The organism is Tenacibaculum sp. HL-MS23 (assembly GCF_032463465.1).
GTDB classification, from domain to species: domain Bacteria; phylum Bacteroidota; class Bacteroidia; order Flavobacteriales; family Flavobacteriaceae; genus Polaribacter; species Polaribacter bernardetii.
The window spans coordinates 239,962-261,426 of record NZ_CP135989.1; the positions used below are offsets into that span (position 1 = coordinate 239,962).

Genomic DNA, 21,465 nt, shown 5'->3' on the forward strand with positions numbered 1-21,465 from the left:
AAAATAAACATATATTGCAAAGTATTATGCATGCATAATACTTTTAAACATTCAATTCATGAAATACAAACATATATTTGAGCCATTAGATTTAGGTTTTACAATCTTAAAAAATCGAATTTTAATGGGATCTATGCACACTGGTTTAGAGGAAGAAAAAAACGGAACTGAGAGAATTGCAGCATATTATGCAGAACGTGCTAGAGGAGGAGTAGGATTAATTATTACAGGTGGAATATCACCAAATATTCAAGGTTGGACAGCGCCATTTTCTGCTCGAATGAGCACAAAAAAACATGCAAGAGAACATAAAGTAGTTACAGATGCAGTGCATAAAGAAGGTGGTAAAATTTGCATGCAAATTTTACACTCAGGTCGTTATGGCTATCACCCAGTAACAGTAGCACCGTCAAAAATACAAGCACCAATTAATCCGTTTAAACCGTTTGCTTTAAAACAATCAGGAATTCGAAGAACGGTTAAAGATTTTGTGAACTGTGCAAAACTATCACAAGAAGCTGGTTATGACGGAGTAGAAATTATGGGTTCAGAAGGTTATTTAATTAATCAATTTATTGTAAAAAGAACCAATAAAAGAACCGATAACTATGGAGGTAGTTACGAGAACAGAATTCGTTTAGCAGTTGAAATCGTTGAGAAAATTCGTAAAAGTGTAGGTGAAAATTTTATTATCATTTACCGATTATCAATGTTAGATTTGGTAGAACAAGGAAGTTCATGGGAAGAAGTTGTTCAGTTAGGTAAAGAGATTGAAAAAGCAGGAGCCACTATAATAAATACAGGTATTGGTTGGCACGAAGCACGAATTCCTACCATTGCAACATCGGTACCAAGAGCAGCGTTTACTTGGGTAACACAAAAAATGAAAGAAGAATTATCAATTCCGTTGATAACTTCTAACCGTATAAACATGCCAGAAACGGCAGAGAAAGTATTAGCAGAAGGACATGCAGATATGGTTTCTATGGCACGTCCGTTTTTAGCAGATCCTGAATGGGTAAATAAAGCGAGAGAAGAAAAGGATGATGAAATAAATACCTGTATTGCTTGTAATCAAGCGTGTTTAGATCATGCTTTTCAGAAAAAAGTAGCTAGCTGTTTGGTAAATCCGAGAGCTTGTCATGAAACAGAATTCAATTATAATCCAGCAGAAACAAAGAAAACAATCGCAGTTGTTGGAGCAGGTCCTGCAGGTTTGGCAGCGTCAACCATTGCTGCTCAAAGAGGGCATGAGGTTACACTTTTTGATGCTGATAAAGAAACTGGAGGTCAGTTTAATATCGCAAAACAAATTCCGGGTAAAGAAGAGTTTTATGAAACAATCCGTTATTTTAATAAGCAATTAGAACTGCATAATGTAACTGTAAAATTAAATACAAGGGTATCTGCAGATGATTTAGCAAAAGGTAATTTTGATGAGGTTGTAATTGCAACAGGAATAAAACCTAGAGAGTTAAAAATTAACGGAATTGATCATGAGAAAGTATTAAGTTATATTGATGTCGTTAAATTAAAAAAATCAGTAGGCAAAAGAGTTGCCGTTATTGGTGCAGGAGGAATTGGGTTTGATGTATCAGAATACTTAGCACACGAAGGAGAAAGCACTGCTTTAAATATTGATGCTTGGTTAAAAGAATGGGGAATCGATAAAACTCTTACCGCAAGAAGTGGAATAGAAGGTGTTAAAGCAGCAATACATCCATCACCAAGAGAAATTTTTATGTTCAAACGAAGTAAGGGTAAGTTTGGTGCAAATCTTGGAAAAACAACAGGTTGGATTCATCGTGCAACTTTAAAAAAGAAAAAAGTACAATTTATTAATGAAGTGCAATACACTAAGATTGATGATGAAGGATTGCATTACACTCAAAATGAAGAACAAAAAGTATTAGCAGTTGATCATGTAATTATTTGTGCAGGTCAAGTTCCGTTAAAAGAATTACTAGAGCCTCTAGAAGCCAAAGGAATAAAAACCCATGTAATTGGAGGTGCAGATTTCGCATCAGAGTTAGATGCTAAAAGAGCTATAAATCAAGGAAGTAGGTTGGCTGCAGAAATATAGCTACAAGTAAAATTAAAATATTAAGAATCCTACATCAAGTAGGATTTTTTTGTTGCATAATTAAACAGTATTTTTAGCAAACTAATCAGAAAAAACAAACATGAAATCATTCACAATAAAAGAAATTAACTCATTATTAAAGGGGGAATTAATCGGAGATTGTTCCGAAGAAATTACCGCTCCAGAGCAAATTGAAAAAGCAAAAAAAGGTCAAATTACTTTTATTGGAAATAAGAAATTTGCTCGTTTATGGGATAGTTCTAACGCTAGTGCCGCAATTATTGATGCTAAAATAGAAATTGAACCAGGAGTTGATAAAGCATTTATAAAAGTAACAAATGCGGATCTAGCAATGGCAACATTATTAGAAGTATTTCAAGAAGATGGTCCTCATTTTGAAACTGATATTCATCCAACGGCAGTAATTGATAAAACAGCAAAAATTGCTGCAGGTTGTAAGATTGGTGCTAACACATATGTTGGTAAAAATGTGGTTATATCAGAAGGCGTTATTTTGTATCCGAATGTTTCAGTTTTTGATGATACTACTATTGGTAGTAATACAATCGTTTGGTCGGGTACCGTAATCAGAGAGCGAAGTGTAATTGGTAATGATTGTATTTTTCACGCAAATTTGAGTATTGGAGCAGATGGATTTGGTTACAGACCAAGTGAAAAAGGTTTAACTAAGATTCCACATATAGGAAATGTTATTATCGGAAATCAAGTAGAAATAGGAGCAAATTCTTGTGTAGATAGAGGTAAGTTTAGTTCTACTATATTAGGAGATGGATGTAAGATTGATAATTTAGTGCAAATCGGTCATAACTCTGTGTTAGGTAAATTTTGCATTATGGCAGGAAATAGCGGTTTAGCAGGTTCGGTAACATTAGGTGATGGCGTTGTTATTGGAGGAAGTGCTTCAATAAAAGATCATACAACAATTCATTCAGGTGCAAAGGTAGGAGCAGGATCAGGAGTTATTGCAGATGTTGCCGCAGGAAAAACAGTAGTTGGTTATCCTGCAACAGATGCTCGTGAAATGATGAAACAATGGGTTGCTTTACGTAAGTTAGCAAGAAGTTAAAAAATAAATTTACTTTTAAAAATCTTACTTCTGGTAAGATTTTTTTATGCGAATTATTTAAAGAGAAAATAAATGTCGATATTTGCAGTTCACATTTTTTATAAAGAGTAAATTATGGCAATGAATAAAAATACTGTCCTAGCTTGGGCAACGTTTATAATGATTTTAATAGGTCTTTTACTAGTAGGTTTAGGGGCTTTTAGATATGATGAAGTAGCTGGCTATGGATTTGCAGCAGTAGGTTTAGGTTTCTTTGCAAATGCATGGGTTTTTAATGCATTAAAAGGAAGAGTTTAATTAATAAAAAACAATAAAATGTCAGACGATAAGAAGGTCATTTTTTCAATGAATAAGGTTTCAAAGACCTATCAAAGTACTAATAAACAAGTTTTAAAAGATATTTATTTAAGCTTCTTCTACGGAGCCAAAATTGGTATTTTAGGTTTGAATGGATCGGGTAAATCTACCTTATTAAAAATCATCGCAGGAGTAGAGAAAAACTTCCAAGGAGATGTAACTTTTTCACCGGGATATAAAGTTGGTTACTTAGAGCAAGAACCAAAGTTAGATGATAGTAAAACTGTTATCGAAATCGTAAAAGAGGGAGTTGCTGAAACGGTGGCTATTTTAGAAGAATACAATAAAATCAACGATATGTTTGGTTTAGAAGAAGTGTATTCTGATGCTGATAAGATGGATAAGTTAATGGCGCAACAAGCAGAGCTTCAAGATAAAATTGATGCTTCGAATGCTTGGGAGTTAGATACGAAGTTAGAAATCGCTATGGATGCTTTACGTACTCCAGATGGTGATACACCAATTAAAAACTTATCAGGAGGGGAAAGAAGAAGAGTTGCTTTATGTAGACTTTTATTACAAGAACCTGAAATTTTATTGTTAGATGAACCAACAAACCACTTAGATGCAGAATCTGTTCACTGGTTAGAGCATCATTTAGCACAATATAAAGGAACTGTAATTGCGGTAACGCACGATAGATATTTCTTAGACAATGTTGCAGGTTGGATTTTAGAATTAGACAGAGGTGAAGGAATTCCTTGGAAAGGGAATTACTCTTCTTGGTTAGATCAAAAATCTTCAAGAATGGCACAAGAAAGCAAAACAGCTTCTAAGCGTCAAAAAACATTAGAACGAGAATTAGAATGGGTTCGTCAAGGAGCAAAAGGTCGTCAAACAAAGCAAAAAGCACGTTTGAAGAACTATGATAAATTGATGAGTCAAGATCAGAAACAAACTGATGAGAAATTAGAAATCTACATTCCTAACGGACCTCGTTTAGGAACCAATGTAATTGAAGCGAGTGGAGTTTCGAAAGCGTTTGGAGATAAATTATTATATGATAATTTAGAATTTAATCTTCCGCAAGCTGGAATTGTTGGAATTATTGGACCAAACGGTGCTGGTAAAACCACCATTTTTAAAATGATTATGGGAGAAGAAACTCCTGATGGCGGAAACTTTAAAGTAGGTGAAACAGCTAAGATTGCTTATGTAGATCAGGCACACTCTAATATCGATCAAGATAAATCTATTTGGGAAAACTTTTCTGAAGGTCAAGATTTAGTAATGATGGGCGGTAAGCAAGTAAATTCTAGAGCTTATTTAAGTCGTTTTAATTTCGGTGGAAGTGAGCAAAATAAAAAGGTTTCTACACTTTCTGGTGGTGAGCGTAATCGTTTGCATTTAGCGATGACTTTAAAAGAAGAAGGAAACGTTTTATTATTAGATGAGCCAACAAACGATTTAGATGTAAATACATTAAGAGCCTTAGAAGAAGGTTTGGAAAATTTTGCAGGTTGTGCGGTTGTTATTAGTCACGATAGATGGTTTTTAGATAGAATTTGTACACACATTTTAGCTTTTGAAGGAAACAGTGAAGTATATTTCTTTGAAGGAGGTTTCTCTGAATATGAAGAAAATAAGAAGAAACGTTTAGGTGGAGATTTAATGCCGAAACGTATTAAATATAGAAAGCTAATTAGATAATTACTTACTATATTTTATTATAAAAAACAAAAACTCGAAGCTAGCATACTTCGAGTTTTTTCTTTCCTTTTCATTTAACAATTCTCCCACCAATAATAAAAACTGTTTAGTAGATAGTTTTTCATAGTTTGTGTTTTATGTTAAAGAATTGTTAATTGCAATAAATGTGCCAAAAAACAATAATATTTATTACAAATACATAAAAAGTTTATAAATAGTGTTTATTTTTAACATTTAAGAAGTGTGTTTTGTATTGTTGCTAAAGGTTTTAAACTAAGAGTAAGTGCTCTATTTAATATTTTAAAATAGTTTTGTTAAAAATGATAAAGAAAAAGTATCAAAATAGTATAAAGATTTTAAGTGTTTTATTACTATTATTAATAGGAGTAAATTTTTATATATCAACTAAGGTAGAAAAATTTCTTTTAAAAAAATCGATTGAAAATAAAATTACATTTACAGGTAATGTATCAACAAATGTATTGTTTGGTAATGTATCAGTAAACAATATTGTAATTAAAAAGGATAGTTTAGAGGTAGAAGTAGAAAGTGTATTATTAAAAGGTTTTTCATATTACTCATATTTTAAAAACAAAAAAATATCAGCAGATTTAGTACAGTTAAATACATTAGAACTTCAAGGAAAACTATTAAAAGATATTGTAAATAAATCAACAAAAGGCAGTACTAAAACGAATGCGACAGAAATAGAAATAGGTGCTGTAGAAGTAAATGGTTTAAAAGTAGATGTTATTGATTTAAAGAATAATTTTCTTAAAGTAGAGGAAGTTGTATTAAAAGTTACGGAAGTTAAATATGATGCATCTCTAAAAAACGCTATTCCTTTTTTGTATAAAGAAATGTTTGTGTCTGTAAATAATTTTGAAAGAAAAACTTCAGAAACGCAAGCTTTTAAAATAGGTAATTTATCTTTTGAAAATTCAAAACTTACAATTGATAGTCTAGAAATAGTACCGTTAAAATCTAGAAAAAATTATATATACCATGTTGCTTATGAAACAGACTTATTAAGTCTTTTTATAAAAAAAATTAATATCCCTGAATTAAAAGTTATTAATAAAGAGAAATTATTTTTTGAAGCAAAACAGTTATTTATAGATGAAGGTGATTTTAATGTATACTTAAATGGAACAGTTTTAGAGGATGCAAATGAACGAAAAGACTTATACAGTAAAAGTTTACGAGAGTTGCCGTTTGAACTTAAATTAGACACGGTAAAAATTAGTAATAGTAAAATTGTATATGAAGAGTTAGCGGATGTTGAAAGAAAAGCCGGACTTATTAGTTTTCATAAAATAAATGCAACTATAAGTAACTTATTAAACATAAAAGTAAAAGATAGTTTTCCTACAACTAAAGTAATAATAAACTGTAGTTTTATGAATACATCTCCTTTAGAAATTGATTGGAGGTTTAATGTAGGTAGTTTAAATGATGCTTTTCAAATTAAAGGAAAGTTAGGAGCAGTGTATTCAGATAAAATAAATTCATTTATAAAACCAAATTTAAATGTAGAGTTAGATGGAGAAATTTCAAAATTATTTTTTAATCTCTATGGAAATGATACTGAGTCTAATGGAGATTTTGCAATTCAGTATAAAGGATTAAAAGTAAAAGTATTAAATAAAGATAGACAAATAAAAAAATTAGTGTCTTGGATTACTAGTTTAATAGTGAAAAACTCCTCTAAAGATGGTATAGAAAAAGTAAAAATTTTAAAACTTGAGCGAAATAAAACTCGTTCTTTTTGGAACTTTTTATGGGAGAATATTAAAGAGTCTTTGAAGAAAATTTTACTATAAAAAAACCTCACCAATTAAGTGAGGTTTAAGCAGTGTAAACTTATATTTTTTCTTTCTAACTATGAAAAGCAGCGTTATGTGCTAAATCTCCAGCACAACTATTACATTTACCAGCGGCATCTCCACCTCCTGCACATCCATTAGCACAAGTATAGTGGTATTGGCCAGCAGCGTTTGGTCCGGCAGCTGTTGGTGCTACAGGAGTAGATATTGGTGTTGTAACGGGTGTTTGTGGTGTGTTATGAAAAGCTTGGTTATGAGCAAGCGCTGTGTTACAAACCGGGCAAGAACCTTGAGCGCTTGAGCTTCCTCCTTTACATTTCTTAGGGCATATATAATGTGCACCACCTACAACATTAGTAGCGGAATTATTCATGCTTGGAAGTACAGGAACAGGACGTTCGTTAAAAGGAACGTTTAAAGGATGTGTAGCAGCTTTTTTTTCTTCCGTTTTACAAGAATAAAAACATACTACTAACAATGCGAATATAGGGATCAATTTTTTCATCCTCAAAGATAAAAAAAAAACCTCGCCTAATAAATAGGAGAGGTTTCATTTATATAAACTTTAAGAGTTTTATAAGTGAATTACTTCATCATAAGCATCAGCAACAGCTTCCATCACTGCTTCACTCATTGTTGGGTGTGGGTGGATAGTTTTTAATACTTCATGACCTGTAGTTTCTAATTTACGGCCTAAAACAGCTTCAGCAATCATATCGGTAACACCAGCACCAATCATATGGCAACCTAACCATTCACCATACTTAGCATCAAAAATTACTTTTACAAAACCATCAGGAGTTCCAGCTGCAGTAGCTTTACCAGAGGCAGAGAAAGGAAATTTACCAACTTTTAATTCGTAACCAGCTTCTTTTGCTTGCTCTTCTGTGAATCCAACAGAAGCAATTTCTGGAGTAGCGTATGTACAACCAGGAATGTTTCCGTAATCGATAGCTTCAGTATGTACACCAGCTAATTTTTCAACCAAAGTAATTCCTTCGGCAGAAGCAACGTGTGCTAATGCAGGTCCAGGAGTAACATCTCCAATAGCATAATAACCAGGAATGTTAGTTTGGTACCAGTCGTTTACTAAAATTTTATCTCTATCAGTTATAATTCCAACATCTTCTAAACCGATGTTTTCAATATTCGTTTTAATTCCAACAGCCGATAATAAAATATCTGCCTCTAAAGTTACTTCTCCTTTTTTGGTTTTTACAATAGCTTTTACACCATCACCAGAAGTATCAACAGATTCTACAGAAGAACTAGTCATTACTTTAATTCCAGCTTTTTTGAAAGAACGTTCCATTTGCTTAGAAACATCTTTATCTTCAACAGGAACAATATTTGGCATAAACTCTACAACAGTAACCTCAGTTCCCATTGAGTTGTAAAAATGCGCAAATTCAACACCAATAGCACCAGAACCTACAACTATCATAGATTTTGGTTGGCTTGGTAAGCTCATTGCTTCACGATATCCAATTACTTTTTTACCATCTTGTGGTAAATTAGGTAATACTCTAGAGCGAGCACCAGTAGCGATAATAATATTATCAGCGCTATATTCAGTTACAGATCCATCTTCAGCAGTAACATCAACTTTTTTACCAGTTTTAATTTTACCAAAACCGTTAATAATATCAATTTTGTTTTTCTTCATTAAAAAAGAAACACCTTTACTCATACCTTCAGCAACACTACGACTACGTTTAATAACAGCTTCGAAATCTTTATCGATTGCTTCTGCCTTTAAACCATATTGATCAACATGTTTTAAGTAATCGTAAACTTGTGCAGATTTTAACAATGCTTTGGTAGGAATACATCCCCAGTTTAAGCAAATTCCACCTAAGCTTTCTTTTTCAATTACTCCAACTTTAAATCCTAATTGAGATGCTCTAATTGCAGTTACATATCCTCCAGGACCACTTCCTATTATTAATACGTCGTATTTCATGTGTATGTTTTTATTGTTGTTTGTTTATTCTTTTTATTTATGTCACTTCGAGTGATTTTCTTTTCAAAATCATTTCGAGAATTTTGGCGTTCGAGCGGGCTTTCACTACTCGCTTTTTTAGTTTTGTTCTCGATACAAATTTATTCATTCTTCATAAATTTACTCGAACTGACAACTAAAAAGAGCTCAAACACACCGTTCAATCCCTAACGCGTGTACTTGTTAATTATCTACATTCTTTCAGGAACCTGAATTCCTAATAAGTTAAATGCTGATTTTATAGTATCGGCTACCTTTTTAGATAACTGAACTCTAAATACTTTTTTATCTTGATTCTCTTCTCCTAAAATGTGTACGTTTTGGTAAAAAGAATTGAATTCTTTTACTAATTCATACGTGTAATTAGCAATTACTGCAGGTGAATAATTTTTTGCTGCTTGCTGAATTATTTCAGGATATAACTCTAATTGTTTTATTAATTCTTTTTCTTTAGGGTGTAATTCTATCCCGGCTGCGCTCGATATGACATTGTAGTCGAAATCTGCTTTTCTTAAAATAGATTGAATTCTAGCATACGTATATTGAATAAAAGGTCCTGTATTTCCTTGAAAATCTACCGATGCTTTTGGGTCAAACAAAATACGCTTTTTAGGATCTACTTTTAAAATAAAATATTTTAAAGCACCTAAACCTATAATTCTATATAACTCTTCTTTTTCTTCGTTAGAATACCCTTCTAACTTTCCTAATTCTTGCGAAATAGTTCTTGCTGTTCCAGTCATTTCATCCATCAAGTCATCAGCATCTACAACAGTTCCTTCACGAGATTTCATTTTTCCAGAAGGTAAATCAACCATTCCGTAACTTAAATGATGTAACTGTTCTGCCCAAGAGTATCCTAATTTTTTTAAGATTAAGAACAATACTTTAAAGTGATAATCTTGTTCGTTACCAACAGTGTATACCATTCCGCCAACATCAGGCATGTCTTTAGAACGTTGTATAGCAGTACCAATATCTTGTGTCATGTAAACTGCTGTTCCGTCAGAACGCAATACTAGTTTTTCGTCTAAACCCTCGTCAGTTAAATCACACCAAACAGAACCATCTTCTTTTTTAAAGAAAACGCCACTTTTTAAGCCTTCATCAATAACATCTTTACCCAATAAATAGGTGTTACTTTCGTAGTATAACTTGTCAAAATCTACTCCAATACTTTTATAAGTAACATCAAATCCTTCATAAACCCAACTGTTCATTTCTTTCCACAAGTCAACTACTTGTTTATCTCCAGCTTCCCATTTACGCAACATTTGCTGTGCTTCAATAAATAAAGGTGCTTGTTTTTTAGCATCATCTTCAGAAATTCCTGAAGTAACTAAAGTTGCTATTTCTTTTTTATATTCTTGATCGAATTTTACGTAGTAATTACCAACTAATTTATCACCTTTTAATCCGGTAGACTCAGGAGTTTCTCCGTTTCCGAATTTTTCCCAAGCTAACATCGATTTACAAATATGAATTCCGCGATCGTTTATAATTTGTGTTTTGTATACTTTTTTACCTGATGCTTTTAAAATTTCAGCAACAGAATACCCTAATAATACATTACGTACATGACCTAAATGTAAAGGTTTGTTTGTATTAGGTGATGAATATTCAACCATACGAGAAGAATCATCCGCCGAAGGCGAAACAAATCCGTAAGTAGTATCTGTAGCTATTTTATTAAAGAAATCAGTATAAAAACTATTTTCAATTACTAAGTTTAAGAAACCTTTTACCACATTAAAATTAGTAATTTCAGTAACGTTTTCAACTAAATAAGCACCTAAATCGTTACCTATCTGAACAGGGTTTCCTTTTTTATACCTTAAAAGAGGAAAAACCACCACGGTGATATCTCCTTCAAAATCTTTACGAGTTGCTTGAAATTCTACTGTAGGAATTTCAATATTATATAAGGCTAAAAATCCTTCTTTTACTTTGGTTTCTATTAAGGTTTGTATGCTCATTAGTTGTTGAAAATTGAAGTGCAAAATTACATAATTTATTTGGATGATATTTAAACTGATTATAACAATTTATATGGTTAGTTTTGCAGTAAGTTTTGTCTTTAATATTTCTGAATATTATTTCAGGTAATTATTTGTTAATTAACAGTATCGAAACTTCTTCTTAAAATAAAAATTATGGATAAAGATTTAGAGAATTTAGAAAAGTTAGCAGCAGACGTAGAAAAGCAAAATAAAAAATACTTTGCCACCATAAAAAAGCGAGTACCTAAAAATTTTGATGTTGTAGTACAAGATATACATGAGAAGGAATTTGCAAAAACAGATTGTTTAGATTGTGGTAATTGTTGTAAAACTACAAGTCCGATTTTCACTGATAAAGATACAGAGCGTATTTCTAAGCATTTAAAAATGAAGGTTCGTGATTTTGAAGCGCAATATTTAGAGCGTGATTCTGATAATTTTATGGTGTTAAAAACAGCGCCCTGTTCATTTTTAGATGAAAGTGATAATTCATGTTTTATTTATGATGTGCGTCCGAAAGCATGTTCAGAATATCCGCATACAAATCGTAAGAAATTTATTCAAATAGCAGATTTAACAGTAGCAAATACAGCTATTTGCCCTGCAACATATAGAATTGTTGAAGAACTTAAAAAACGTTTACCAGTTAGATCTAACGAGAAAATAAAAAGATTAGGTTAGTATTTTTTTCTTATTTTTAGAAAAATATTTTAACATTGGAAACCCTTATTCATTATTTTGAGACGATACCGTCTAGTCATCGAAGTTTAATTTTAGTTGGCGGAATTACTTTTTTCTGGTTATTAGAAGGAGCGATTCCTTTATTTGGATTTAAATATAGTAAGTGGAAACACGCTTTTCCTAATTTGTTTTTTACAGCAACTACCATTGTAATTAATTTTGCGCTTGCTTTTTTGTTGCTAAAAACTGCAGACTGGGTACAAGTAAATAATTTCGGATTGATTAATTGGTTGCCAGAAATTCCTTTATGGCTATATGTAGTTTTAGGCGTATTGTTTTTAGATTTTTTCGGAGCATATTTAGCACATTTAACCGAACATAAGATTCCAAAACTTTGGATGGTGCATTTGGTACATCATACCGATCATGAGGTGGATACAACTACGGCGAACCGTCATCATCCTTTAGAAAGTGTAATTCGTTTTAGTTTTACTTTGGTTGGTGTTTTCTTGGTAGGAACTCCAATAGCAATTATAATGTTATATCAATCAATATCGTTAATATTTACACAGTTAACACACGCCAATATTAAGATGCCTAAAAAGCTTGATAAAATATTGAGTTATATTATTGTATCACCTGATATGCATAAGATTCATCATCATAATATGTTGCCTTATACCGATTCTAATTACGGGAATATTTTTTCTATTTGGGATCGCTTATTCGGAACATATATGGAATTCGATAGAGAGAAAATTGTATACGGAGTAGATACTTTTCCAGATGCTGAAAAAAATGCCAGTTTAAAAGAGTTATTAAAACAACCTTTTGCAGGTTATAGAAAACCAGCTAACTTATAACAGTAAAACTAATTACCGTCTACAAAAATAGTTTCTAAGTTTTTTATATAAGTATTCATTTTTACATTTGTTAAATTGGTAAGAATAGCGATTGTTATTTCTTCTTCCGGATAAATTAATAAGTAAGAAGAAGCTCCAATTCCGCCACCAGAATGACTTAGCTTTAGAGAATTGTTTTTTGTTTTTGAAATACTAATTCCAATCCCGTAATTAGTTTTTTTACCGTCGTTTGTTTTGTTAGATGTTGTTATTTCTAGTAAAGATTTTTTACTTATTATTTTGGGATTGATAAATTCAGATCCTAACAAAACCAAATCTTCTGATGTTGATAAAAAACCACCACCAGCAGCTTTATATAGATTGTTTACTTTTGGACCTATAATAACTTTATCTCTTCGTTTTATGTAAAAATTTGTAAGGTTATTAACTTTATAATTTGCAGATTCTGCAAAAGTATGATTCATTTTTAAAGGATTAAAAATTTCTTTATACATGAACTCAAAAAAATCATTATTTGAAGATTCTTGTATAACAACGCTTAATAAATTAAAGCCATAAGTACTGTATTTAAATCTAGTCCCTGGTTTAAACAAAAGGGCTGAGTTTTTAAATACATCTAATCCTTTTGTTATCGACATTTTTTTGTTGATTAAAAACTCATTTCCATTATAATGTCTAATTCCGGCCATATGTCCTCCAATTTGCCTGAGTGTAAAGTCATATTTTTTTCGAGGGAAATAGGGAGCATATTTGTACAAACTCTCGTTAAGTTTTATTTTATTTAGGTCAATAAGTTTGGCTAAACCGATTGATGTTATAGTTTTAGATATACTAGCAACTCTAAATAGTGTAGAGTTTGAAGAGACCTTCTTTTTATTTTCTAAATCAGCATAACCAAAACCTTGAGACCAAATATTAACACCCTTTTTTGCAATTGTTATACTAAGCCCGGGTATATTTTGATTAAGTATAAGTTTTTTAGTAATATTTGTTGCAGTAGTTATTTGTTTTTTTAGTTGAGCATTTGATATGCTAAAAGAAAACGAAACCACAAATAATAGTAGTTTAACAGATAATTTCATAGTTATTCAATTTTGTTTATCAAATCTAAAATATATTTTCCACGAGCTTTACAACCTTTACTTTCATGAATAATTTTAGTGCTTATTAAGTGTTGTAATTCGGTATGGACCCAATCTTTTTGTAATCCGAATAAATATAAAAAATTCATAGTATAAGCACGTACCGCTATTTTTTGATCGGTAATCAACCAATCAAAGCCGACTTCAATAATTGTATCTATATGCTTTTGTGTTACTATAATTTGTGTTTCGTTTTCCTTTTTAGAAGTATATGCGTTTGCCAAATGTTCACAAATTTTAGCACAAGGTCGCACAGCACTATCATAATATACTCTCGATATATTATCAACAAAATTAGTAACGTAAGGATGTATATATTCAATTCCGTGATGCGTACAAATCCATTCCAACACCCAAGCGGCCTTAATAGATATTTTATTATTTACATCAAAAGTTAAATCAACTAATTGTTTTATTAAATTTGGTTGTGCCAGTACAATATTAGCAGCCTTATTTCTGTTTACCCTAGCAGGATTTTTCATATCATTTAAAACAGAAATTAAAAAATCAATACTCATATTGGTACGGTTTGTGTATTTTTGGTTTTAGTAAATCATCAAATTAAGTAAAAAAATTATCAATGCTAAATATAAAGAGGATATTTTCAACAGTACTTTTATTATCAGTTTTTTTTGTGGTTTCTGTAGAAGCTCAGAAATTAAATAAATTAGATGTGAACGGAAAAAGAACTGGGGTTTGGAAAAAGAATTATGATAATGGGAAAATTCGATATTCAGGTACTTTTAAAAACGGAAAAGAAATAGGGGTTTTTAAATTTTACAATATCACATCATCTACCATACCAACAATTATAAAAACGTTTGTTAATGATACAGCAGATGTTAAATTTTACAATCAACTAGGTAAACTAAAAAGCGAGGGTAAAATGATAGGTAAAAAGCGTATTGGTAAATGGGTTTATTATTTTTCTAACGGGAAAATTTTTTCAGAGGAAGAATATAAAGATGGAAAACTAGATGGAAATCTTAAAAATTATTACCCTAACGGAAATCTAACACAAGAAACATTTTATAAGCAAGGTGAAAAAGATGGAGTTTCTAAAACGTATACTGATTCTGCAATTTTAATAGAAGAGGTATTTTATGTAAACGGAATGTTAGAAGGTGAAGGTAAGTATTTTGATTTAAAAGGAGTTATAAAAGAAAAGGGAGTCTATAAAAACGGAAAAAGAGTAGGTAAGTGGGAGTTTTATATGGACGGTGAAATTGTTGATAAAAGGAAAAAAGAAAAACTATCTGACTTAAAAAATAAGAATTAATAGTTATCAATTAAATTGATGATTCTATTGGTTTTATCCATTATATAAACAGAAACTTATTCGTAAATTTGTAGCTCATAAAAGTAAAGAATGAAAAGAGTAGTAGTAGGACTTTCGGGAGGTGTAGATAGTAGTGTAACCGCTTATTTATTAAAAGAACAAGGGTACGAAGTAATTGGTTTGTTTATGAAAAACTGGCATGATGATTCGGTAACTATATCTGATGAATGCCCTTGGTTAGAAGATAGCAATGATGCAATGATTGTTGCAGATAAATTAGGAATTCCTTTTCAAACAGTAGATTTAAGCGATCAATACAAAGAACGTATTGTAGATTATATGTTTAATGAATACGAAAAAGGACGTACACCAAATCCGGATGTTTTATGTAACCGAGAAATTAAGTTTGATGTTTTTATGGACATTGCTTTAAGTCTTGGTGCCGATTATGTGGCAACCGGTCATTATTGTAGAAAAGATGAAGAAGTTATTGATGGTAAGCCTATTTATAAACTTTTAGGAGGAAAAGACAATAATAAAGATCAGTCATATTTTTTATGCCAATTATCGCAAGAACAATTATCTAAAGCAATGTTTCCTATTGGTGAATTAACAAAGCCAGAAGTAAGAGAAATAGCTAAAAAAGCAGATTTAATTACTGCGGATAAAAAAGATTCTCAGGGATTATGCTTTATAGGTAAAGTTCGTTTACCTGATTTTTTACAACAAAAATTAGAACCTAAAGAAGGAGTAATTGTACAAATTCCTTCAGATTTTGAACAATATACGCGTCCAATTCCGAAGTTTGAAAACAAAGAAGCTGAGCTAAGTTATTTTTCAACAAAATTCTCTTATAACAAAGAGAACGGAAAAACAGTTGGTAAACATCAAGGAGCGCACTATTTTACAAAAGGACAACGTAAAGGTTTAAATGTAGGAGGAACCAAAGAAGCTTTGTATGTTATTGAAACTGATGTGAACGAAAATGTAATTTATACAGGTGAAGGTAAAAATCACCAAGGTTTATATCGTAATGTATTATTTGTATCTAATGAAGAGTTACATTGGGTTCGTGAAGATTTAGCTTTAAAAATAGGCGAAACCTTGAAAGTTGAAGCTAGAATTCGCTACCGTCAGAAATTAGAAAAAGCAATGCTTCATAAAGTAGAAAATGGATTGTATGTTGAGTTTGAAAACAAGCAATCTGCTATTCAAGAAGGGCAATTTGTAGCTTGGTATGCAAATGAAGAATTACTTGGCTCTGGAGTTATTTCTTAAAGAAAATCATAAAAAAAATAAAAGAAAAAGATATGAAAAAAGTATTGCTATTATTAATCTTATTAGTGAGTTTTAAAGGGTATTCTCAAAAAGATTCTATTGTTAATTATTTAGATAAAAAAGGAAAGATAACAAAGGATAAGGAGATAGCTAGATCTTTTGAAATAATAACAAAGAAATCAGATTCTTTGTGGTTTGTTAGAAAATTTAGAAGAAGCGGAAAGTTATATAATTATACCTATTATAAATCAAAAGATAAAAAAAATAAGATTGGCGAGTCGGTTAATTTTAACAGGTATGGAAAAATGACTTCTTTATTATATTACAATAATAAAGGAGAAAAACATGGAAAAGAAACACGTTGGTTTGACAATGGAAATAAGAATATAGAAGCCTTATATTTAAAAGGAAATAAAGAAGGGGTTTGGAAATTATATCATTATAATGGAACAATTGCCAGTAGAGGTGTTTTTAAGAATGATTCCCTATTAAAGTCTACTTTCTATAATTTGCAAGGAAATAAAATTGATTTTAAATATGATGATTTTAAGATTAAAAAACCAACATTTAAAGGTGGAAATAAAAAATATATTGATAAACTAAAAAAGTTAACAAGAAGTATTGATTTTAAAGTTAAAGGAAAAGTAAACGTTTATTATGTAATAGACGTTGATGGAAAGATTAGAGATGTTACTATAGATGAGAAACTTCCTAATAAATTAAAGAAACAAATCACCGCTTTTTTTGAAAATATGGAAGGTTGGGCTCCTGCAACACATTTAAATAGAAAAATTCCATTTAATTTTTCTCAACCATTAAACTTTAGAGGTTAAAATGCAAAATAAAATCACACAACTATTTAATATAAAATACCCAATTATTCAAGGAGGAATGATTTGGGTTTCTGGATGGAAATTAGCATCAGCTGTTTCTAATGCTGGTGGATTAGGTTTAATCGGTGCAGGATCTATGTATCCAGATGTTTTACGTGAACATATTCAAAAATGTAAAAAAGCAACAGATAAACCTTTTGGTGTAAATGTACCAATGTTATATCCTGATATTGAAAAAATCATGGATATTATTATTGAAGAAGGTGTTAAAATCGTTTTTACATCCGCAGGGAATCCTAAAACGTGGACTTCTTATTTAAAAGAAAAAGGAATTACGGTTGTACATGTTGTAAGTTCTGTAAAGTTTGCTTTAAAAGCCGAAGCTGCTGGAGTAGATGCTGTGGTTTGTGAAGGTTTTGAAGCTGGTGGACATAACGGACGCGAAGAAACTACTACGCTTACCTTAATACCAATGGTAAAGCAAGAAGTTAAAATACCTGTGATTTCTGCAGGAGGAATAGGATCGGGTAGAGGAATGTTAGCAGCGATGGTTTTAGGAGCAGACGGCGTACAAATTGGTAGTCGTTTTGCGGCAACTATAGAGTCTTCAGCACACGATAACTTTAAGAAAACAATTGTTGACGTAAAAGATGGAGGAACACAATTAACATTAAAGGAATTAGCACCAGTTCGTTTGGTTAAAAACAAGTTTTTCAATCAGGTTGAGGAGTTGTACGCTAATAATCCATCATTAGATGATATAAAAGAATTATTAGGACGTGCAAGAGCCAAAAAAGGAATGTTTGAAGGTGATTTAGAAGATGGAGAATTAGAAATTGGACAAATAGCAGGAATTATAAATGAAATAAAGTCAGCTAAAGAGGTTATCGAAGAGATAGTGACAGAATACGAAGAGATTAAATTATCAATAAACAATTTATAATTAGTTAAATTTATAAAAATAAAAAAAGGAAGCTCTAGAGCTTCCTTTTTTTATTTTATAAAATGCATGTTTTAGTAATTTACATAATCTACAATTTCTAATCCGTAACCAATCATACCAACACGTTTGGTTTGTTTTGTGTTAGAAACTAAACGTAATTTATGCAAGTGTAAATCGTGTAATATTTGTGCTCCAATACCAAAATCTTTGTTATCCATCACAACATTAGGAGCCTTCATTTCACCATTAGCTTGGTTGTCTTTTAAACCTCTTAAACGGTTTAATAAGTTTAAAGCTTGATTTTCTTGATTGATAAAAACAATAGCACCTTTACCTTCTTCATTAATGACATTAAACATTTGATCTAGTTTTTTGTCAGCATTGTTGGTTAGAGTACCAAGAATATCATTGTTAATTAAAGTTGAATTAATTCGAGTTAACACAGCATCATCTTTTGTCCAATTACCTTTCGTTAAAGCGATATGGATTTGTTTATTGGTAGTTTGTTGATAAGCTCTTAAACGAAAATCACCAAAACGAGTTTGTATATTAAAATCCTCTTTCTTTTCAATTAAAGAATCATGTTCCATTCTGTACGCCACTAAATCTTCAATAGAAACAATTTTTAGGTCGAATTTTTTGGCTACTTTTAATAGCTGCGGTAAACGAGCCATCGTACCATCTTCATTCATGATTTCTACAATAACACCTGCTGGTTTTAAACCGGCTAAACGTGCAAAATCAATTGCAGCTTCGGTATGACCGGTTCTTCTTAAAACACCTCCGTTTTTTGCTTTTAAAGGAAAAATATGTCCTGGACGAGCAAGATCGAAAGGTTTCGTATCAGCATCAACTAGAGCTTTAATTGTTTTAGATCTATCGGCAGCAGAAATACCGGTAGTAACACCTTTTCCTCTTAAATCTACAGAAACGGTGAAAGCAGTTTCTAAAGGATCTGTATTGTTGTTAACCATCATATTTAACTCCAGTTCTTTACAACGATCTTCGGTAAGTGGTGTACAAATTAAACCTCTACCGTGTGTTGCCATGAAGTTAACCATCTCTGGAGTAATTTTTTCGGCCGCAGCTAAAAAATCACCTTCATTTTCGCGATCTTCATCGTCTACAACAATTATAACTTTTCCGTCTCTAATATCTTGTATGGCCTCTTCAATTGTATGTAATTGAATTTTAGTTGCTGTTTGTGTTGTCATTGTTATGTTGTTTTCTCTTTTTAGAGAATAGGTTTTTAAATAAATTGACAAGCGGACTGATAAAGGTTTTAAAATCGAACAAACCTTTGTCTTTACTTGCTCTAATCGTTAATGTTATAGCCAAAGGTAGCATTAAAAATACACTTAGCCAAGAGCCTGTTATAGCTGTTACAGAGCTTTCTTCAGCTAGGTTTCGTCCAAAAGTATTTGTAAAAAAATAAAGAACATATATACCAATGGCTAAAATCATGGGTAACCCCATTCCTCCTTTTCGTATGATAGAACCTAATGGTGCCCCTATAAAGAAAAGTAATAGGCAAGAAAGTGAAAAAGCAACTCTGTTGTAAAATTCAATATCATATAAGTTAAGATATTTTCTTCTTCTTTTTAGTGTTTCTTTACTGGATTTATAATTATTTAAGCTACGTTTAATTTTCGAGTTTGCAGTATTTATTATATTTTGTTTTTCTCTAACCTCAAAATTTTTAAGTATATCAGACGAAAGTTCTTTATTAACTAAAGAGTCTGGATATGAATGTAAATCTTCAATATCAATACTTAAAAATAAATTTTTAGATCGACTAGTAATAAAAGCGTCATAGTTTTTTTTTAGGGTAGGCAGCGTATCTTTAAGTTGTGCTAAACTTAACATGTTGTATTGCCTTGTGTATTTTTCTTCACCAATATCATCTTCACTAAAAGAAGAGATGTCTATATTAATAGTGTATTCATCAAAATAAGCATGAGAAGCAGGCATTTTTTGCTTTTCCTTAAATGTCATACCGTTACTAATATGATGCTCAAAATAATATCCCTCTTCTAAAATTAGAGTCATATATCTGCTTCCTTCTTCAGAAATTATTCTTCCTCTTTTCGCTGTTATAATTTTATTATTTCCTTTTTTAGCAGATAAATCATAAATCATTACTTGTTTAAGAAGGTTGTTTTCTTCACCATACTTTTCTTCAAATTTAATTTGAAAGTTTGGTAATTCGGTATTAAAACTTCCAGCGACTAGAGCAATTGCAGGTTGTTTCTTCTTAATATTTACCTTCATGTTTAGTTGTTTTAACATTGCATACGGATATACATTGTTTAAAAACACAAAGTTTACAGCACTTAAAAAAATAGTTAAAAACATTAAAGGTCGCACCATTCTAGGTAACGAAATACCAGCGGATTTTGCCGCTGCAAACTCATAGTTTTCAGATAAGCCTCCTAAAGTCATAATAGAAGAAAGTAAAACTCCAATAGGTAAAGCTTGCGGTGCCATAAGTAGCATTGTGTACCAAAGAAATTTTAAGATAATAACAAGGCTAATTCCTTTACCTGCAAAATTATCAAAAGCAAGCCATAGAGCTTGCATTACTAATACGAATAGTATTATTAAGAATGTTGCGAAAAAAGGCTGTAAGAAGCTTTTTAAAATATATTTGTCTAATGTTTTCACAGTAGCAAAGGTAGTGGGTTAGATGAATAAAAGAGTATAAATTTTGTTAATGATTTTTACAATCATTAACAAAATTTATACTTTGAGTTTAATCGATAAAGTATCCTTGTTTTAGGAACTTTTCTTTATCGAATGAAAATAGATTTTTAGAAATAGGTTGATTACTTTTAAACTTAGTTATTGTAAAAGTTGTTTCAGCTCCGTTGGAACCTATTTGAACTAATTTATAAATATGCTTTGTTTTTGCATCTATACCTAATTGAACTTTTATAATATCAGAATTACTATCAATAGGCGTTAGGTTTACAAACTGTACTTTACGGCCGTTGTTGTTTTCTAGTTTTCCCATAGAAAAAGTATAGCCTTCTTTATAAAAAGTTAATAGTTTAGATGGATAAATAAATCCGTCTTCTTCTTCTAAATCTCCATTAGATATATTTACTTCTTTTTCTTCTTTATTGATTACAACTAATTTTCTACCATCAAAAACAAAGTTATTTCCCAAATAATCTAAATTGTATTTTTCGCCAGATAGTGTAATTACTCCACGTATAGGAGGATCGTTTGTTATACCAGCTTCTTTATTTATTAAAGAAGAGTTAAAACCAATAAGCATGTTATTGTAAGCGCCCATTTTGCTAGAAACTTCATCTAACAACTGTTTAGCCTGCGTAGAAGTGTTTTGACCAATGGTGGTTACACTAATAAATAATCCAATAAATAATAATGCTAGTTTTCTCATTTTATATCTTTTTTCCGTTACGGGAATATTTTTAT

At 31.1% G+C, this 21,465-nt stretch carries 19 protein-coding genes; 11 read left to right on the forward strand and 8 right to left on the reverse strand.

From position 1 onward, the window contains the following. The first annotated feature begins 58 nt into the window (after positions 1–58). The 5 genes from RRF68_RS01075 (at position 59) to RRF68_RS01095 (ending at position 7,000) form a co-directional block, all read left to right on the forward strand. Positions 59–2,083, forward strand: a complete 2,025-nt coding sequence (locus RRF68_RS01075; RefSeq protein ID WP_315944699.1) for an NADPH-dependent 2,4-dienoyl-CoA reductase — start codon at positions 59–61, stop codon at positions 2,081–2,083. Between the two features lie 100 nt (positions 2,084–2,183). Continuing rightward, the gene (gene lpxD / locus RRF68_RS01080; RefSeq protein ID WP_315944700.1) at positions 2,184–3,170 is read left to right on the forward strand and encodes a UDP-3-O-(3-hydroxymyristoyl)glucosamine N-acyltransferase; all 987 of its coding nucleotides are present in this window, start codon (positions 2,184–2,186) and stop codon (positions 3,168–3,170) included. A gap of 114 nt (positions 3,171–3,284) precedes the next feature. Next, entirely contained in the window at positions 3,285–3,467 is a 183-nt protein-coding gene (locus RRF68_RS01085; protein WP_218772853.1) for a CAL67264 family membrane protein, read from the forward strand. 18 nt (positions 3,468–3,485) lie between these two features. Further along, positions 3,486–5,177, forward strand: a complete 1,692-nt coding sequence (ettA, locus tag RRF68_RS01090) for an energy-dependent translational throttle protein EttA (protein ID WP_218772852.1) — start codon at positions 3,486–3,488, stop codon at positions 5,175–5,177. Positions 5,178–5,497: 320 nt separating this feature from the next. Next, positions 5,498–7,000, forward strand: coding sequence for a hypothetical protein (locus tag RRF68_RS01095; protein ID WP_315944701.1), 1,503 nt, complete (start codon positions 5,498–5,500; stop codon positions 6,998–7,000). A 55-nt stretch (positions 7,001–7,055) separates the two neighbouring features. Here RRF68_RS01095 and RRF68_RS01100 read toward each other — a convergent pair whose 3' ends face one another. The 3 genes from RRF68_RS01100 to argS all read right to left on the reverse strand — a co-directional run bounded on the left by RRF68_RS01100 (position 7,056) and on the right by argS (position 10,981). Beyond that, positions 7,056–7,508, reverse strand: coding sequence for a heavy metal-binding domain-containing protein (locus RRF68_RS01100; protein WP_315944702.1), 453 nt, complete (start codon positions 7,506–7,508; stop codon positions 7,056–7,058). Positions 7,509–7,577: 69 nt separating this feature from the next. Beyond that, positions 7,578–8,966 (reverse strand): dihydrolipoyl dehydrogenase, encoded by a 1,389-nt coding sequence (gene lpdA / locus RRF68_RS01105; protein WP_315944703.1) that lies wholly within the window; start codon positions 8,964–8,966, stop codon positions 7,578–7,580. A gap of 230 nt (positions 8,967–9,196) precedes the next feature. Continuing rightward, positions 9,197–10,981: an arginine--tRNA ligase gene (argS, locus tag RRF68_RS01110; RefSeq protein ID WP_315944704.1), complete on the reverse strand. Its 1,785-nt coding sequence runs from the start codon at positions 10,979–10,981 to the stop codon at positions 9,197–9,199. 177 nt (positions 10,982–11,158) lie between these two features. Here argS and RRF68_RS01115 point away from each other — a divergent pair, with 177 nt between their 5' ends. Then, the gene (locus RRF68_RS01115) at positions 11,159–11,686 is read left to right on the forward strand and encodes a YkgJ family cysteine cluster protein (RefSeq protein ID WP_315944705.1); all 528 of its coding nucleotides are present in this window, start codon (positions 11,159–11,161) and stop codon (positions 11,684–11,686) included. Between the two features lie 35 nt (positions 11,687–11,721). Continuing rightward, entirely contained in the window at positions 11,722–12,549 is an 828-nt protein-coding gene (locus RRF68_RS01120; protein WP_315944706.1) for a sterol desaturase family protein, read from the forward strand. A gap of 8 nt (positions 12,550–12,557) precedes the next feature. Here the strand turns inward: RRF68_RS01120 and RRF68_RS01125 are convergent, their stop codons facing one another. Both RRF68_RS01125 and RRF68_RS01130 read right to left on the reverse strand, forming a co-directional pair. Continuing rightward, positions 12,558–13,631 carry a serine hydrolase domain-containing protein gene (locus RRF68_RS01125; RefSeq protein WP_315944707.1) on the reverse strand — a complete coding sequence of 358 codons (1,074 nt, stop codon included), beginning with the start codon at positions 13,629–13,631 and terminating at the stop codon, positions 12,558–12,560. A 2-nt stretch (positions 13,632–13,633) separates the two neighbouring features. Further along, positions 13,634–14,209, reverse strand: coding sequence for an adenylosuccinate lyase (locus RRF68_RS01130; RefSeq protein WP_315944708.1), 576 nt, complete (start codon positions 14,207–14,209; stop codon positions 13,634–13,636). A 62-nt stretch (positions 14,210–14,271) separates the two neighbouring features. On the opposite strand from RRF68_RS01130, the gene RRF68_RS01135 reads away from it, so the two are divergent. The 4 genes from RRF68_RS01135 to RRF68_RS01150 all read left to right on the forward strand — a co-directional run bounded on the left by RRF68_RS01135 (position 14,272) and on the right by RRF68_RS01150 (position 18,024). Further along, positions 14,272–14,970, forward strand: coding sequence for a toxin-antitoxin system YwqK family antitoxin (locus RRF68_RS01135; protein WP_218772843.1), 699 nt, complete (start codon positions 14,272–14,274; stop codon positions 14,968–14,970). Positions 14,971–15,060: 90 nt separating this feature from the next. Further along, positions 15,061–16,248, forward strand: coding sequence for a tRNA 2-thiouridine(34) synthase MnmA (mnmA, locus tag RRF68_RS01140; RefSeq protein WP_315944709.1), 1,188 nt, complete (start codon positions 15,061–15,063; stop codon positions 16,246–16,248). 32 nt (positions 16,249–16,280) lie between these two features. Further along, positions 16,281–17,081, forward strand: a complete 801-nt coding sequence (locus tag RRF68_RS01145; protein WP_315944710.1) for a hypothetical protein — start codon at positions 16,281–16,283, stop codon at positions 17,079–17,081. A gap of 1 nt (position 17,082) precedes the next feature. Continuing rightward, the gene (locus RRF68_RS01150; protein WP_315944711.1) at positions 17,083–18,024 is read left to right on the forward strand and encodes an NAD(P)H-dependent flavin oxidoreductase; all 942 of its coding nucleotides are present in this window, start codon (positions 17,083–17,085) and stop codon (positions 18,022–18,024) included. Between the two features lie 71 nt (positions 18,025–18,095). On the opposite strand, the gene ribB is transcribed toward RRF68_RS01150, so the two are convergent. The 3 genes from ribB to RRF68_RS01165 form a co-directional block, all read right to left on the reverse strand. Beyond that, positions 18,096–19,238, reverse strand: a complete 1,143-nt coding sequence (ribB, locus tag RRF68_RS01155; RefSeq protein WP_218772839.1) for a 3,4-dihydroxy-2-butanone-4-phosphate synthase — start codon at positions 19,236–19,238, stop codon at positions 18,096–18,098. Then, entirely contained in the window at positions 19,216–20,688 is a 1,473-nt protein-coding gene (locus RRF68_RS01160) for an LptF/LptG family permease (RefSeq protein WP_218772838.1), read from the reverse strand. Before RRF68_RS01160 ends, ribB begins: the two co-directional genes overlap by 23 nt. A gap of 88 nt (positions 20,689–20,776) precedes the next feature. Next, positions 20,777–21,430 carry a LolA family protein gene (locus RRF68_RS01165; protein WP_218772837.1) on the reverse strand — a complete coding sequence of 218 codons (654 nt, stop codon included), beginning with the start codon at positions 21,428–21,430 and terminating at the stop codon, positions 20,777–20,779. Positions 21,431–21,465 lie beyond the last annotated feature (35 nt).